The sequence below is a fragment of the Bacillus sp. FSL M7-1345 genome (assembly GCF_038006985.1).
GTDB lineage: Bacteria > Bacillota > Bacilli > Bacillales > Bacillaceae_G > Bacillus_A > Bacillus_A cereus_U.
This window is the reverse complement of record NZ_JBBOWG010000001.1, coordinates 4,292,503-4,307,109: the sequence shown is the minus strand read 5'-3', so window position 1 is coordinate 4,307,109 and position 14,607 is coordinate 4,292,503. Positions and strand designations below refer to the sequence as shown.

Genomic DNA, 14,607 nt, shown 5'->3' with positions numbered 1-14,607 from the left:
AAAGCTCAGAGCGTTTATGCTCTGAGCTTTTTTATGTGAAAAATAAGTTCTGGATCCCCTTCATCTAAGTTTTCAATTATTCCACTACGTACAAATCCGTTCGCACTAAAAACTTTTTGCATACTTTCATTCGATTCGTTCGTTGAAGAAAATATTTTTTGAGTAGGAGAATTACTTAACATATATGAGATTAATGAGCTTGCATGACCTTGTCTTCTTTTCGTTGGCGAAACAATTATTAATGAGAGGAAAGTACAACCAAAGAAATTTGTATCGTATGTTAGAAAACCGGAAATAGAATTGTCCTCTTTTGCAATTATGCATTTTCCTTCATCAATAGCGTGTTTAATATAATTTCGTCTACTAGCGTCTCCGATCACATCGATATCTATATGTACGATTGAATCTAAATCGTCGATTGAAGCCTTTGCTACGTTCTCCAATGGAAATGCCTCCTTTCAAATGAAGAAAAAATAATCAGTTAATTAATCCTATCATGAATGAAGAGCGAAGAAAAAGGTGCGGAATTCCCATATAGACAAACACCTATTCTTCTATAGAAAATATGATAAACAAGGTAGGCTAAATTGAGAAGAAGAGGTGAAAGGAATGAAAGGAATGGACAATAATGCACCACATGGCTTCTTCGGGGGCGGATCGGATAGTTATGGACAAATGATGTTCATGGGAGGAGATGAGCAACACGGGTATGGTGGAATTCCAAGTTGGATGGGGGGAACACAAGGAGGATTTCCAACATCAGTAGCTGGAGCACAAACAGGAATTCCGACATTAGTAGGAGGAGCACAAGGAGGAGTGCCTGTAGGTATGCCAACTACATTTCCATCTTTCGTGGGAGGAGCACAAGGAGGAGTACCTGTAGGTATGCCAACTACATTTCCATCTTTTGTAGAAGGAGCACAAGGAGGAGTGCCTATAGGTATGCCAACTACATTTCCATCTTTCGTGGGAGGCGTACAAACAGGATTTCCTGTACCTGGCGTCGGTGTTGTAGCTGGTGGAGTTGGTGGTTTCCCACAAGGTGTTCACGGTCATCATGTGCACCATGGTCATCATCAGCACCACGGTCATCATCAGCACCACGGTCATCATCAGCACCACGGTCATCATCAGCACCACGGTCATCATCAACACCACGGTCACCATCAACAACAAGTACATCACCACGGTCATCACCAAATTCATCCGCAGGCTGTTCTTTTTCAAACACAACACCATCATCAAGGGCAACACCATCATCAAGGACAACACCATCATCAAGGGCAACACCATCATCAAGGACAACACCATCATCAAGGGCAACACCATCACCAAGGGCAGCAACATCATCAAGGACAACATCACCACCAAGGGCAGCAACATCATCAAGGACAACAAAATCATCAAGGGCAACAACAAATTTGGTACGGTGGAGGAGCTGGAACTGCAGCGGGAACAGCTGGAATTACAGCTGGAGCAGCGGGTCATGCTGGACATGTGGGACATTAATGAATTACATGAAAAATTCTCTTGTGTACAAGGGGATTTTTTATTTTGAGGAAAAACATATTTGCAGTTCGAAATGCGATATTGATTCATTAGTAAAACACGAAGTTCATGACCTGTGAATGATAGTACAAAAAAGCTGCTAAGAATATTCCTAGCAGCTGCTCTTATATTATTTTCCTGCGTTTGCTAATGCCTCTTGACGTTGACGTTCAATTTCCGCACGAAGTTGTGGTTCTGGTGCTTCCCAGCCTTCTGGTTTTAAAATTTTGCCATCGCCCTCGCGGAATCGAGGTTTCCCATCAGGGAATAGTTTTGCCATGTTGGCGTTGTTTACAATTTCGAATCCTTTATCTGGACGTACGCCCATTTCTGCAAACGTTCCGAATGCAAAGTAAATAAGGTCAATAAGTGCATCATATTGATCTTCAACAGTTGTTGCTTCTAGAAATTCTTCTAACTCTTCTTGCATAAAGCTAGCACGAATTTTTGCACGCTCTTCTGTTAGTTTTGTTGGAGTATTTGTCACAGGATGTCCGAATTCTTCATGCATTTTTGCAACAAGTTCGTATCCTTTATCTAAACCTTTTTCGTTTGTCATGTTGTTTCATCCTTTCTCATTTTGTGCCGAAGTTTATTGTAACATAAGGTGATTATTTAATAAAAAGAACATCTTATGAGAAATAAGATGTTCGCTCGTTATTCTTCTTTCTTAATTAAAACGGATAAAATAAGATCGATGCCAAACATTCCGATGAGTAGCATTGGTATAACGACAAGTAAATAACGTGTGAAAGAAACATTTTTTAAGTATGTATGAGCAAATAAAAAGACGCCGAGAAATAAAATACCATTTAAAATAGGTTTTACTAATTTTTTAGACATAAGCTCCCCCGTAAATATCCCTTTTCTCTATTTAAAAATAAAAACTCCCCTCTCCGTTGTACCATGCCAGAGAGGGGAGTTCAATCATTAACTTATTCAATCACACCAGAATTTGTAATATTTACGGTGTATTTTATTTTAACAGGAACATCTTTGTACATTCGTTTCCACTCTTCTAATTTGAATGGGCGATAATGTTGCTTATATTTAGCTCCTAGCCCGAGAGGATCGACACCTAAAGATTTAAACTGTTTAATTAGTTTGTTCCCCTGTGTATCCAATTGTTTTTGGATGGCTTTTTCAATGTTGTTTGTGTTCTTTGCATTTTCTAAGTTAATTTGTTTCGATAATTCTTGAATACGAGCATCAAGCTTAACATGAATAAAAAAAGAAGGCTTACCGTTTTTTATTTTTATATCGTAAGTTGGAACAGAACGAATATTATTAATCATTACGTACGCAGAATCCGTTTTAAATTCATGTGAATCTAATCTGTGTTTCTCTAACAGTCCTTTAAATATGAACATATCTTTTTCCTCAATTTTACCGATATATTTATCCTTTTTAAAAAGACCAATTCCAATGATTTTTATTTTGTCAGCATGTTTCTTTAAAATCGGAATATAGTAGTCTTGCCCTTCTTGATAATAACGGAATGCTCCTATATGCAGGTTATCCTTTGGTAAAGGACCAGTTTCCATGTTATGTTCTAGCAATTTCTTTATATAAATTGCAACATTGGATGAAGTCGTATATTTTCCTTTTAAAAGTTCAGTGCCACTTCCCTCTAATAAAGCAACATATAAAGCGTTCCCTATATTCACATCTCGAATTAATGTGTCAAATGTAGTAGACATTCCTTTTTTTGCAATTTTTGTAGTAAATAGAGCAACTCGCATTTGTCCGCTCGCAAATGGTTGAGAAGATTCTAAAGATGTGTCTGCTTTTACTTGTTTTACCGCATTTGCCGTTCCTTCAAAAACTTGAACTTTATTTCCTTTTCGCTGAATAGGGCAAACGAATGTCACTTTTACTTTATTATCCTTTGCTACATCGAAAACAGTTCCTTGAATAAGTTGTACATCATCGATAATATTTTTTTGTAAACATCCAGTTAGACTGAAGAGTGTTATACAAGAAATAAGTATTAATTTGCTTTTGCTTTTTATTTTTTCCATTTTCTTTTCACCCACACAATGATAAATAGGATTGGGATGTATACATAAATGAGCCAAAAACTAACTTTTGATGCATTACTAATAAAATTATTAATATCGTGTCTGTTTGTTAAAAGTTGTGAAACAATGAGGGTGATAAGGATAAACGCGATTAGAACCCCTCTTTGTTTTACGCGAAATATTTCGTGAGTTCCTCTCATTGCCGCCCATAAAGGAAGGATGGAACTTGTAACAATAACGAGTGCATAAGCTGAGATTGCAATATATTCTAGCCTTTCTATGAACGGAAGCTGAATAACTTGGGTCATAGAGAGCTGAGACCAGATTGTTTTAAATAATTGTTTTTCACTAAAAAAAGTAAAGGCTAAAAGAGTACTGAATAAATATAACAGGTTTGAAAACAGTGCTCCGTATTGAGCGAATTTATGCGATTTTTTAGGTTGTTTTACAAATGGATATATCATAAGATAGACCTCAAATCCGGTCATACTATATATTGAAAGTTTTGCAGCTTTTAAAATATCTGAAAAAGAATGTGTGAACATAGGTAGTAAATTAGCCCAATGTGAATATTTCAAAACGAAAAGGCTAAGAAATAAATATCCTAATGTACCGCCAATAGAGATAACGCAAATGCCAGTAATTACACGAAATCCGGAAGAAATAATGTAATAGCTAACTAAGCATAAAAAGAGTGTTAACATCCAAGTTGAAGCGGTAGGGAACATCCACACTTGAATAATTTCAACGTATGTTCGAATGACAGAAATACTGACGATTAAAAAATACATCATAAAGATAAGACTAATACCGTTTCCTAGCCATTTTCCAAATGTTTGTCGATGTAAATCAATTAAATTCCCGTTTGTTTCTTTTAATAAGAAATACATCATCCATATAAGAATATGGATACAGATTCCTGTGATTAGAACTCCCATCCAGCTGTCGTATCCAGCGACTTTTGCTATAATTCGAGCAAACCCGAGAACGCCAGCACCAAACTGTGCACTGTGAATTAAGAAGAAAACAAAGATAGGAGATATTTGATATTTTTCTTGAACTTTACTCATCAATGCACCTCATTTCTTAATCATCAAAATCCGATCTATGTTTTGTTGAAATTCCTTTTGCTGACTTTTTCACATGCTGTGGTCTCGCTTGTACATCTCTTGTATCAATCATCGTTAATGGAAAACGAATCCATGAATCTTTCATTGATTGTTGTCTAGTTGGATAAAAAAGTGCGTACGGTTTACGTAAAGAAGTTAGTCTAAAAAGATGGGTAAATAAAAAGATAAATCCAAGAGAGATACCAAATAGACCACCTATTTCTGCAAAGGCGAGAAATGGGAAACGCAGTAAACGAACGGCGTTACCCATTTTATAAATGGGCGTAATAAAGGAAGCTAACGCTGATAAGGCAACGATAATTAATAAAATATTACTCGTTAAACCAGCTTGTACAGATGCTTGTCCGATTACGATACCGCCTACAATACCAAGTGTTTGACCAACTTTCATTGGTAATCGCGCACCAGCTTCTCTTAATAAATCAATGGCAAGTTCTAAGAAGAGTGCTTCTATTAAAGGGGGAAATGGTACTTGAGCCCTTGATAAAATCAATGTTTCAAGTAAGTCACTCGGAACTAATTCATAGTGATAGTTTAAAGTGGCAACATATAATGGTGTCGCGCAAATTGAGAATAAAACAGCGATTAGCCGTAAAATCCTTGAGAATGTAGCGTATAACCAAGAAACGTTATAGTCTTCTGGTGAAATGAAGAAATCGAAATATGATACAGGAGTTAAGAGGACACTTGGAGAACCATCAACAAAGATAGCAATTTTGCCATCAATAAGTGCCTTTGTAACTCTGTCAGTACGCTCTGTATTTATATAGAGCGGAAAAATAGATTTTTCCCCCATTAATTCTTGTATATATGCACTATCGTTAATTTGATCATATTCAAGAGACCGTAATGATTCCTCTAGAAAATCTACATTATCTTTCTCAGCTAAGTTATTTAAATACATCATAACGACTTTTGTTTTTGAGAACTCTCCGATAATCATTTCTTTTGTTTGTAACTCTAAAACAGGAAGGCGTTTTCTTACTAAATTAATATTCGTATCAATATCCTCTACGAAGCCTTCTTGAGGTCCGATAACGGTTGATTCATTTAATGGAGGAGTTGGTGCACGATAATTATCAATTGCAATATTTGCAAGCATACACTTTTGATCTTGCTGATTTAATTGAATAATTGCATGGCCTTTTAAAACCATGTCCTCAATTTTTTGTAAGTCGTTCGTAATTGTAATACCACTCATCGGAATATGTTCTTTTAATTCTTCTAATGGAGCGCAAGGACGTTCCATTAGAGTAGGCATTAAATACTTTTGCAATTTCTCACCATCAAGTGAAGGGCGATAGTAAGAAATCCAATAAGGCATCGTTTCATCGTCAGATGTGTGGTAATTAACAAAATCACTAGACTGTTTCAGCTTCTCTATTAAATCTTGTAGAGAATGAATATGGTCATTTTCTGGTTTGCTAAAGTCATAAATGCTGTTACTTCCTGAGCTTTGTTGTTTGTTTTGAGAATTATCCTCTTGTTTAGAACTTTGTTGTTTGTTTTGGGAAGAATCCTCTTGTTTAGAATGTTGCTGTTTGTTTTGAGAATTATCCTCCTGTTTAGAACTTTGTTGTTTGTTTTGGGAAGAATCCTCTTGTTTAGAATGTTGCTGTTTGCTTTGAGAATTATCCTCTTGTTTAGAATTTTGTTGTTTGTTTTGAGAAGTATCCTCTTGTTTAGAACTTTGTTGTTTGTTTTGAGAAGAATCCTCCTGTTTAGAGCTTTGCTGTTTGTTTTGAGAATTATCCTCTTGTTTAGAACTTTGCTGTTTGTTTTGAGAAGAATCCTCTTGTTTAGAGTTTTGCTGCTTGTTTTGAGAAGAATCCTCTTGCTTAGAATTTTGCTGTTTGTTTTGAGAATTATCCTCTTGTTTAGAGTTTTGTTGCTTATTTTGAGAAGAATCATCAGTTTGTTCCGTACTTTTTGGCTCGTCATTCTTATTTTTGTTATGTTCCTTTTGATCATCAGACTGTTGTTTCGAATCATCTGTCTCTTTTGTATTTGAATTTTTTTTCTTACGTAACCAATTCCAAATCATATGTATGCCCTCTTTGATTGTGTAATATAGTGCTATTTTGTGGCTAATTTTGTATATTATTCATTTATTTATGAAAAGAAGGAGGAGATTGGTTTGCATAGAAAAAATCCTTTAGTAAGCAGTTCATAAAACGACGGGAAGAAGGCGAGTCTGTGCAAATTGTAAAAAAGGAGAAGTTTGTTTTAAAAGAGTTTGTGTTTGAAAATGGTAGGGAGATTCCTGTTCAAATGGGGTATGAGACGTATGGTGCTTTAAATAGAGAAAGATCAAATGCGATTTTGGTTTGTCACTATTTTAGTGCAACAAGTCATGCGGCTGGAAAATATACAGAGCATGATGAGGGGGCTGGTTGGTGGGATGGATTAATTGGACCTGGGAAAGCAATTGATACAAATAAATATTTCATTATATGTACTGATAATCTTTGTAATGTACAGGTGAAAAACCCCTACGTGATTACAACGGGACCGAAATCGATAAATCCGATGACTGGTTTTGAGTATGCGATGGATTTTCCAGTTTTCACATTTTTAGATGTAGCACGTATGCAATATGAGTTAATAAAAGATATGGGGATTGCTAGATTACATGCTGTAATGGGACCGTCGGCAGGTGGGATGATTGCGCAGCAATGGGCTGTCCACTATCCTCATATGGTAGAACGAATGATTGGAGTTATTACGAATCCGCAAAACCCAATTATAACGTCGGGAAATGTAGCGCAAAATGCGATCGAAGCAATTCAGCTTGATCCAAATTGGAAAGGTGGAAAGTACGGAGAGGAACAACCAACGAAGGGGCTTCATTTGGCGAATAAAATGATGTTTATGAACGCATTTGATGAACATTTTTATGAAACGGCATTCCCGCGGAACAGTATAGAAATGGCACCTTATCAGCAATTTTCTGCATTAACATCATTTGAGAAAGAAATAAATAAAGTGACATGTAAAAGTATAGATTTAGTAGATGCAAATTCATGGATGTACACTACAAAAGCGGTCTTATTACATGATATTGCACATGGATTTTCTTCCTTAGAAGAGGCTCTTTCTAAGATTGAAGCGAATGTACTCATGATTCCATGTAAACAAGATTTACTTCAGCCGCCTCGTTACAATTATAAAATGGTAGAAATTTTGCAAAAGCAAGGGAAGTATGCAGAAGTATATGAGATAGAAAGTATAAATGGGCATATGGCAGGAGCGTTAGATGTTCATTTATTTGAAAAGAAAGTTTATGAGTTTTTAAACCGGAAAGTATCTAGTTTTGTGTAGGAAATAATTAATGTGGAAAGGTGCATGATTTATAGTAGGCACCTTTTTTTACATGATTTGCAGACGGAAAATATATGAAGCGATTGATAAACCGAAGAAAGCTATACTAAGTAATAGAAATAAGAATGACATTTCTTGAGGGGATTTTATCTTTTTATTATTTTTCATACTAAGAGCAATAACTGCAACAATTAAAAAAATGATGCCCATAATGAAAAGAAAAAGTGTCATTTTAACTGGCTCCTTTCATCAAACAAGTATATTGAGGATACAATGCGCTAGTTATGTTTGTAAAGAATAAGTTTTGCGGGAAAATTGAGAAATACATGTTCCATTCTTTGCGTTCCTTCCTTCGCGTGCTAAAATTGATGAGAAATGATTGTTTAAAGAAGAAACTGAAGGTTTTATTGTATATAAGGAGGAACTACATATGACAGAAGTAAAAACAATTACTACAGAAGAAGTGCAAGAGCGTTTAGAAAATGGAGAAACATTATTTTTAGTAGATGTAAGGGAAGATGAAGAAGTAGCGGCAGGGAAAATTCCGGAAGCTGTACATATTAAAATGGGCGATATTCCAAATAAAGTAGATTTCTTTGAGAAAGAGAATGAATATATCTTTATTTGCCGTTCAGGAATGCGTAGTGAAAATGTATGCCATTATTTAAATGAGCAAGGATTTAAAACAGTGAATATGGTTGGCGGTATGCTTCAATATGAAGGCGAAACTAAATAAGTAGCTGCAAAAACTTGAAACGTGTTTGTTTCAAGTTTTTTTCTTTTGCATACAGTGTATAAAAGGGGGGTAGGTAAATGGGGATTAACATGCGTAAAGTAAAAATTATAAATAATACAGGAGCTGTTAATGTCGGTGACTGTTATGATATCTCACCTTTAGCTGTGGCAAAAATATATGCTGGTGCTGGAGGATCGAGTGCGGCTGTTTTTTTAAATGGGAAACGACAGTCAGAAGCTGTGATTAGAACATCAGTGTTTCTTCCGCCATTAGCGACAAGTACACGTACATTAGGTGCATAAAGGAAAGGTAGAGTGTAAGTATGCCTGCACGTATTAAAGAATTTATTATAGTTAATAATACTGGGAATATATTTACAGGGGATAATTTGAGTGATACTTCATTTACTGCTACGAAATCGTATAGTGGTTCAATGGGTTGCACTTGGATTGATGTGGTTACAGTAATAGGAACGGAGACGAAGCTTTGTTTACAGCCGGGAGATTCTGTGACGACAACATATACACGAGGAACTCCTGCTGGTACTTTAACAGGAACAAATATGGGGCAAAGTGTAAATGCATCGGGTATAGCGCAAGCTGTCCCTAATACAGATAATATGGATTCAACAGCTGGACTCCCCTAGGAAATTAGGGGAGTTTTTATTAATTTAATTAAAAAATTCACTTCATAAAATAAATTAGAGTCTAATAAAAGTAGTCTTGGAGATTGCTTTTGTAAATAGATTAAAAAGAAGAGTTTTGTTTCATGTAAAAAGATGGTTTGTAGGTGGTGAAAATGTGAAAGAGCGTGATAATAAAGGGAAACAACATTCGTTAAACTCTAATTTTAGAATTCCACCAGAACTTATTGGGCCTACTTTTCCTCCTGTTCCAACTGGATTTACGGGTATAGGGATTACAGGCCCAACAGGTCCACAAGGTCCAACGGGCCCTCAAGGACCAAGAGGATTTCAAGGTCCGATGGGAGAGATGGGACCGACAGGACCGCAAGGAGTGCAAGGGATTCAAGGGATCCAAGGGCCACTTGGACAAACAGGACCAGAAGGTCCACAGGGGATTCAAGGTATTCCTGGTCCGACTGGAATAATGGGAGAACAAGGAATACAAGGAGTACAAGGGATTCAAGGGATAACGGGAGCGACGGGAGATCAAGGAACACAAGGTATACAGGGGGCTATAGGACCTCAAGGAGTGACAGGAGCAACAGGAGAGCAAGGGCCTCAAGGAATACAAGGAGTACAAGGGCCAATAGGAGCAACAGGTCCACAAGGAATACAAGGAATCCAAGGACCGATGGGTGAATTGGGGCCAACAGGTCCAGAAGGTCCAGAAGGACTGCAGGGCCCGCAAGGAATACAAGGAATACAAGGAGTACAAGGAGTACAAGGGCCAATTGGTCCAACGGGGCCAGAGGGACAGCAAGGAATACAAGGACCGGTGGGACCGGTAGGTGCAACAGGTCCAGAAGGTCAGCAAGGTATACAGGGAGTGCAAGGTATACAGGGAGTGCAAGGTATACAGGGGACGACGGGAGCGACAGGAGCACAAGGGATTCAAGGAATACAAGGGATACAAGGACAAATTGGTCCAACAGGGCCAGAGGGTCCACAAGGAGTGCAAGGTCCTCAAGGTACAATTGGCCCAACAGGGCCAATGGGGCCACAGGGATTGCAAGGAATACAAGGAGAAATAGGTGCGACGGGAGCGCAAGGTGTTCAAGGTCCACAAGGAATACAAGGAATACAAGGTCCGACGGGAGTAACCGGAGATACAGGGGCAACGGGAGCGACTGGTGAGGGAACTACAGGCCCAACGGGCGTAACAGGCTCAACAGGGGTAACAGGACCTTCCGGAGGGCCAGCAGGGCCGAGTGGTCCAACAGGTCCGTCGGGACCAACAGGAGTAACAGGTCCATCGGGTGGGCCACCTGGTCCGACAGGTGTGACGGGAGCAACCGGAGATACAGGAGCAACTGGAGATATAGGAGCAACGGGAGCAACCGGAGTGACGGGTTTACAGGGCCCACAAGGAATACAAGGTGTGCAAGGAGAAATAGGTCCAACAGGCCCGCAAGGTATTCAAGGTCCACAAGGGATACAAGGAGTAACTGGGGCGACGGGAGATCAAGGTCCACAGGGAATCCAAGGGCCACAAGGAATTCAAGGACCAACAGGACCTCAAGGAATTCAAGGAGAACAAGGTCCGCAAGGGATACAAGGAGCAACCGGAGCAACGGGAGCACAAGGCCCACAGGGAATTCAAGGGATACAAGGAATCCAAGGCCCGACCGGTCCACAAGGCCCAACTGGCATTCAAGGTGTGCAAGGGGAAATAGGTCCAACAGGTCCACAGGGTGTGCAAGGCTTGCAAGGCCCACAAGGCCCAACCGGGGACACGGGAGCAACCGGTTCGCAAGGCCCACAAGGAATTCAAGGTCCAACGGGAGTCACGGGAGCAACAGGGTTACAAGGAACTCAAGGCCCAACCGGAGCCACGGGAGCAACAGGTTCACAAGGAATCCAAGGTCCAACAGGCCCAACAGGAGCTGGAGCAACCGGAGCCACTGGAGCGACCGGGGTGACTGGAGTTAGTACAACTGCAACGTATGCATTTGCAAATAATACATCAGGAACCGCTATTTCCGTTTTATTAGGTGGTACGAATATCCCATTACCGAACAATCAAAATATTGGACCAGGAATAACCGTTAGTGGTGGAAATACTGTATTTACAGTTGCGAATGCAGGGAATTATTATATAGCCTATACAATTAATTTAACGGCAGGATTACTTGTAAGTTCTCGTATAACTGTAAATGGCAGTCCGCTTGCGGGAACGATAAACTCTCCGGCAGTGGCTACTGGTTCATTTAGTGCACCAATAATTGCTAACTTGCCTGCTGGAGCTGCTGTTAGTTTACAATTATTTGGATTAGTTGCAATAGCTACATTATCTACGACAACACCAGGAGCTACTCTCACTATTATTAGATTAAGTTAATAAGTAGAAAAACCTTGGAACTTTTATGTTTCAAGGTTTTTTTATCCCAGTATTTGAGAGTCGTTCTCGCTAATCAGAGGGGAATTGATAACCTTCTATTGTTTAAAGTTTCACTTTATTCACCTTAGCAAAAACATCACGTTTCAAAAATATATTATAATAGAATGAAGAAAGGGATAAATTTGGCAGAAAGGGAGAGTGGCGATGCAGGAGAAGGTTAAAGATTTTTTCGGACGCCCACTTCAAGATTTGCGCATCTCTGTCATTGATCGTTGTAATTTACGGTGTACGTATTGTATGCCAGCGGAAGTGTTTGGTCCTGATTATGCTTTTTTGAAAGATGAGTTTTTACTGACATTTGATGAAATCGAGCGATTAGCAAAAGTATTTGTTAGCATCGGTGTACGGAAAATTAGACTTACTGGCGGTGAGCCATTGCTCCGTAAGGACTTAACAAAACTTATCGAACGTCTCGTGAAAATTGACGGTTTAGTAGATCTAGGATTAACGACAAATGCGATTCATTTAACGAAGCAAGCGAAGGCGTTAAAAGAAGCTGGGTTACACCGAGTCAATGTTAGTTTGGATGCGATAGATGATAATGTGTTCCGTGCAATTAATGGCCGGAATATGAATACGAAACCAGTGTTAAAAGGAATTATGGCAGCGAAAGAAGCAGGCCTTGAAGTGAAGGTAAATATGGTTGTGAAAAAAGGGATGAACGATCATCAAGTACTTCCGGTTGCTGCGTATTTTAAAGAACAAGGAATTTCACTTAGATTTATTGAGTTTATGGATGTTGGCAGTACGAATGGATGGAATTTTGATCAAGTTATTACGAAACGAGAATTAATTGATATGATTCATGGGGTGTATCCAATTGAGCCAGCTGAAGCTCATTATTTCGGGGAGGTTGCGAAGCGGTATCGATACGTTGGAACGAATGTAGAGGTTGGTTTTATTACCTCTGTTTCTGAGTCGTTTTGTTCTTCTTGTACGAGAGCAAGAATTTCAGCAGATGGAAAGTTTTATACTTGCTTGTTTGCGACAGAAGGAATGGATTTAAGGAAACTTCTGAGGGAAAACCTTTCAGATAATGAGTTATTAAAAGCTATACAAGATGTATGGGAGAATAGAAAAGATCGCTATTCAGATGAACGGACAGAAGAAAGTGCGAAAAATCGTCCGAAAATTGAAATGTCTTATATAGGAGGATAAGAAAGGGGGATGTCGTATGCAAGAGCGATATTCAAGACAAATGTTATTTTCAGGTGTTGGGGAAAAAGGACAACGGAAAATAAGAAGGAAGCATGTGCTCGTCATCGGTGCTGGTGCGCTTGGAGCAGCGAATGCAGAAGCAATTGTTAGAGCAGGTGTTGGAAAAATAACAATTGCTGATCGTGATTATGTAGAATGGAGTAATTTACAAAGGCAACAATTATATACAGAAGAAGATGCAAAGCATTATAAGCCGAAAGCGATAGCGGCAGCAGAACATTTAAAAGCTATTAATTCCGAAGTAGAAATTGTACCGGTTGTGACTGATGTAACGGTGCAAGAAATGGAAGAGTTAATTAAAGGGGTAGATTTAATATTAGATGCGACAGATAATTTTGAAACGCGCCTGCTTATTAATGATATATCTCAGATGTATAACGTTCCGTGGATATACGGAGGATGTGTTGGAAGTTACGGAGTAACTTATACCATCTTGCCAGGAAAAACGCCGTGTTTTCGATGTTTAATGGAACATCCGGCGAGCGGAGCGACATGTGATACGGCCGGTATTATACAGCCAGCAGTGCAATTAGTAGTTGCACATCAAATAACGGAAGCCTTGAAAATATTAGTAGAAGATTTTGAGGCACTTCGTGAAACGATGCTATCATTTGATCTTTGGAATAATCAACAGATGGCATTTAAAGTGAATAGGCAGAAAAAGGATACATGTTTATCTTGTGGAAAGCTACGTACATATCCGAGTTTAACATTTGAAGCACAAACGAAAACAGAAGTATTATGTGGGCGAAATACAGTTCAAATCCGTCCAGGTGTGCGTCAGGGTTTTAATTTAGAAGAAATTAAAAAGCGCTTACAAAAAAGTGTGGATGTAAAAGCAACGCCATATTTATTATCATTTCCAGTGGAAGAATATCGTTTTGTTTTATTTACAGATGGCAGGGCGTTTATTCATGGTACGAATGATATGAATGTTGCGAAACGACTATATACAAGATATATAGGTTGAACCTAAAGGGAGATCCTTTAGGTTCAAATGGAAAAGGTAGGATTAAGAATTTCTAATATAATCTCCATTTTTTCCGCCCGTTTTTTCAAGTAAGTACGTTTCGCCAATAATCATACCCTTATCAACGGCTTTACACATGTCATATACAGTAAGAGCGGTAGCGGAAGCGGCTGTTAAAGCTTCCATCTCAACGCCGGTACTACCTTCTGTTTTAACTTTTACTTCAATAAGTAGTCGATATTGTTCTTCTGACTGTTTCCAATCGAAAGAGACGTCAACACCTTTTAATAATAAAGGATGGCACATTGGGATAATATCAGAAGTACGTTTTGCAGCCATAATACCTGCGATTTGTGCGACGGCTAATACGTCACCTTTACCAATTTCATTGTGAGAGATTTTATCAAAAATCTCTTTCGTAACGAGAATGCTAGAGCATGCTATTGCTGTTCGAACGGTTATTTTTTTATCACTTATATCGACCATTTTAGCGCGTCCTTGGTCGTTGAAATGTGTGAATGAAGACATGGAATTCCTCCTTGAAGTAATTGCGATTTAATATATAAAGTGTAATCGAGAT

General features: G+C 38.6%; 16 protein-coding genes. 8 read left to right on the top strand and 8 right to left on the bottom strand.

Annotated features, from left to right (window positions below; translation table 11 throughout):
* Window positions 1-14: 14 nt before the first annotated feature.
* The gene (locus MHB76_RS22530) at window positions 15-443 is read right to left on the bottom strand and encodes a GNAT family N-acetyltransferase (RefSeq protein ID WP_078173951.1); all 429 of its coding nucleotides are present in this window, start codon (window positions 441-443) and stop codon (window positions 15-17) included.
* A gap of 166 nt (window positions 444-609) precedes the next feature.
* On the opposite strand from MHB76_RS22530, the gene MHB76_RS22525 reads away from it, so the two are divergent.
* On the top strand, window positions 610-1,509 hold the full coding sequence (locus MHB76_RS22525) for a VrrB protein (protein ID WP_340987713.1): 900 nt from the start codon (window positions 610-612) through the stop codon (window positions 1,507-1,509).
* Window positions 1,510-1,678: 169 nt separating this feature from the next.
* Here the strand turns inward: MHB76_RS22525 and MHB76_RS22520 are convergent, their stop codons facing one another.
* The 5 genes from MHB76_RS22520 to MHB76_RS22500 form a co-directional block, all read right to left on the bottom strand.
* A complete protein-coding gene (locus MHB76_RS22520; protein WP_078173953.1) occupies window positions 1,679-2,107 on the bottom strand; it encodes an HAD family hydrolase in 429 nt (142 codons plus the stop codon).
* A gap of 98 nt (window positions 2,108-2,205) precedes the next feature.
* Complete coding sequence (locus tag MHB76_RS22515) at window positions 2,206-2,391, bottom strand: hypothetical protein (RefSeq protein ID WP_002129504.1); 186 nt, start codon at window positions 2,389-2,391, stop codon at window positions 2,206-2,208.
* Window positions 2,392-2,483: 92 nt separating this feature from the next.
* Window positions 2,484-3,569 (bottom strand): Ger(x)C family spore germination protein, encoded by a 1,086-nt coding sequence (locus MHB76_RS22510; RefSeq protein WP_078173954.1) that lies wholly within the window; start codon window positions 3,567-3,569, stop codon window positions 2,484-2,486.
* Window positions 3,557-4,639 (bottom strand): spore germination protein, encoded by a 1,083-nt coding sequence (locus tag MHB76_RS22505; RefSeq protein WP_078173955.1) that lies wholly within the window; start codon window positions 4,637-4,639, stop codon window positions 3,557-3,559. The genes MHB76_RS22510 and MHB76_RS22505 overlap by 13 nt, the downstream gene beginning before the upstream one ends.
* A gap of 16 nt (window positions 4,640-4,655) precedes the next feature.
* A complete protein-coding gene (locus tag MHB76_RS22500; protein WP_340987709.1) occupies window positions 4,656-6,743 on the bottom strand; it encodes a spore germination protein in 2,088 nt (695 codons plus the stop codon).
* A 152-nt stretch (window positions 6,744-6,895) separates the two neighbouring features.
* Between MHB76_RS22500 and MHB76_RS22495 the strand changes: the two genes are divergently transcribed.
* Window positions 6,896-8,020, top strand: coding sequence for an alpha/beta fold hydrolase (locus tag MHB76_RS22495; RefSeq protein WP_215557574.1), 1,125 nt, complete (start codon window positions 6,896-6,898; stop codon window positions 8,018-8,020).
* Window positions 8,021-8,068: 48 nt separating this feature from the next.
* On the opposite strand, the gene MHB76_RS22490 is transcribed toward MHB76_RS22495, so the two are convergent.
* The gene (locus tag MHB76_RS22490; RefSeq protein ID WP_002160171.1) at window positions 8,069-8,251 is read right to left on the bottom strand and encodes a hypothetical protein; all 183 of its coding nucleotides are present in this window, start codon (window positions 8,249-8,251) and stop codon (window positions 8,069-8,071) included.
* Between the two features lie 199 nt (window positions 8,252-8,450).
* Here MHB76_RS22490 and MHB76_RS22485 point away from each other — a divergent pair, with 199 nt between their 5' ends.
* The 6 genes from MHB76_RS22485 (at window position 8,451) to MHB76_RS22460 (ending at window position 14,027) form a co-directional block, all read left to right on the top strand.
* A complete protein-coding gene (locus MHB76_RS22485; RefSeq protein ID WP_000141214.1) occupies window positions 8,451-8,756 on the top strand; it encodes a rhodanese-like domain-containing protein in 306 nt (101 codons plus the stop codon).
* 77 nt (window positions 8,757-8,833) lie between these two features.
* Window positions 8,834-9,058, top strand: a complete 225-nt coding sequence (locus MHB76_RS22480) for a spore germination protein (RefSeq protein ID WP_078173958.1) — start codon at window positions 8,834-8,836, stop codon at window positions 9,056-9,058.
* A 20-nt stretch (window positions 9,059-9,078) separates the two neighbouring features.
* Window positions 9,079-9,402, top strand: a complete 324-nt coding sequence (locus MHB76_RS22475; RefSeq protein WP_070140014.1) for a hypothetical protein — start codon at window positions 9,079-9,081, stop codon at window positions 9,400-9,402.
* A gap of 154 nt (window positions 9,403-9,556) precedes the next feature.
* Window positions 9,557-11,779 (top strand): BclA C-terminal domain-containing protein, encoded by a 2,223-nt coding sequence (locus MHB76_RS22470; protein ID WP_340987704.1) that lies wholly within the window; start codon window positions 9,557-9,559, stop codon window positions 11,777-11,779.
* Window positions 11,780-11,983: 204 nt separating this feature from the next.
* Window positions 11,984-12,997: a GTP 3',8-cyclase MoaA gene (gene moaA, locus MHB76_RS22465; protein ID WP_002160175.1), complete on the top strand. Its 1,014-nt coding sequence runs from the start codon at window positions 11,984-11,986 to the stop codon at window positions 12,995-12,997.
* 16 nt (window positions 12,998-13,013) lie between these two features.
* Window positions 13,014-14,027, top strand: a complete 1,014-nt coding sequence (locus tag MHB76_RS22460; protein ID WP_002160176.1) for a molybdopterin-synthase adenylyltransferase MoeB — start codon at window positions 13,014-13,016, stop codon at window positions 14,025-14,027.
* A gap of 42 nt (window positions 14,028-14,069) precedes the next feature.
* Here MHB76_RS22460 and moaC read toward each other — a convergent pair whose 3' ends face one another.
* The gene (moaC, locus tag MHB76_RS22455) at window positions 14,070-14,555 is read right to left on the bottom strand and encodes a cyclic pyranopterin monophosphate synthase MoaC (protein ID WP_002112363.1); all 486 of its coding nucleotides are present in this window, start codon (window positions 14,553-14,555) and stop codon (window positions 14,070-14,072) included.
* Window positions 14,556-14,607: the final 52 nt, after the last annotated feature.

Coding starts and splice junctions, on each gene's coding strand:
- MHB76_RS22510 (WP_078173954.1), bottom strand. CDS start 3,569: ATGGAAAAAATAAAAAGCAAAAGCAAATTAATACTTATTTCTTGTATA.
- MHB76_RS22480 (WP_078173958.1), top strand. CDS start 8,834: ATGGGGATTAACATGCGTAAAGTAAAAATTATAAATAATACAGGAGCT.
- moaC (WP_002112363.1), bottom strand. CDS start 14,555: ATGTCTTCATTCACACATTTCAACGACCAAGGACGCGCTAAAATGGTC.
- MHB76_RS22490 (WP_002160171.1), bottom strand. CDS start 8,251: ATGACACTTTTTCTTTTCATTATGGGCATCATTTTTTTAATTGTTGCA.
- MHB76_RS22460 (WP_002160176.1), top strand. CDS start 13,014: ATGCAAGAGCGATATTCAAGACAAATGTTATTTTCAGGTGTTGGGGAA.
- MHB76_RS22500 (WP_340987709.1), bottom strand. CDS start 6,743: ATGATTTGGAATTGGTTACGTAAGAAAAAAAATTCAAATACAAAAGAG.
- MHB76_RS22485 (WP_000141214.1), top strand. CDS start 8,451: ATGACAGAAGTAAAAACAATTACTACAGAAGAAGTGCAAGAGCGTTTA.
- moaA (WP_002160175.1), top strand. CDS start 11,984: ATGCAGGAGAAGGTTAAAGATTTTTTCGGACGCCCACTTCAAGATTTG.
- MHB76_RS22475 (WP_070140014.1), top strand. CDS start 9,079: ATGCCTGCACGTATTAAAGAATTTATTATAGTTAATAATACTGGGAAT.
- MHB76_RS22525 (WP_340987713.1), top strand. CDS start 610: ATGAAAGGAATGGACAATAATGCACCACATGGCTTCTTCGGGGGCGGA.
- MHB76_RS22520 (WP_078173953.1), bottom strand. CDS start 2,107: ATGACAAACGAAAAAGGTTTAGATAAAGGATACGAACTTGTTGCAAAA.
- MHB76_RS22515 (WP_002129504.1), bottom strand. CDS start 2,391: ATGTCTAAAAAATTAGTAAAACCTATTTTAAATGGTATTTTATTTCTC.
- MHB76_RS22505 (WP_078173955.1), bottom strand. CDS start 4,639: ATGAGTAAAGTTCAAGAAAAATATCAAATATCTCCTATCTTTGTTTTC.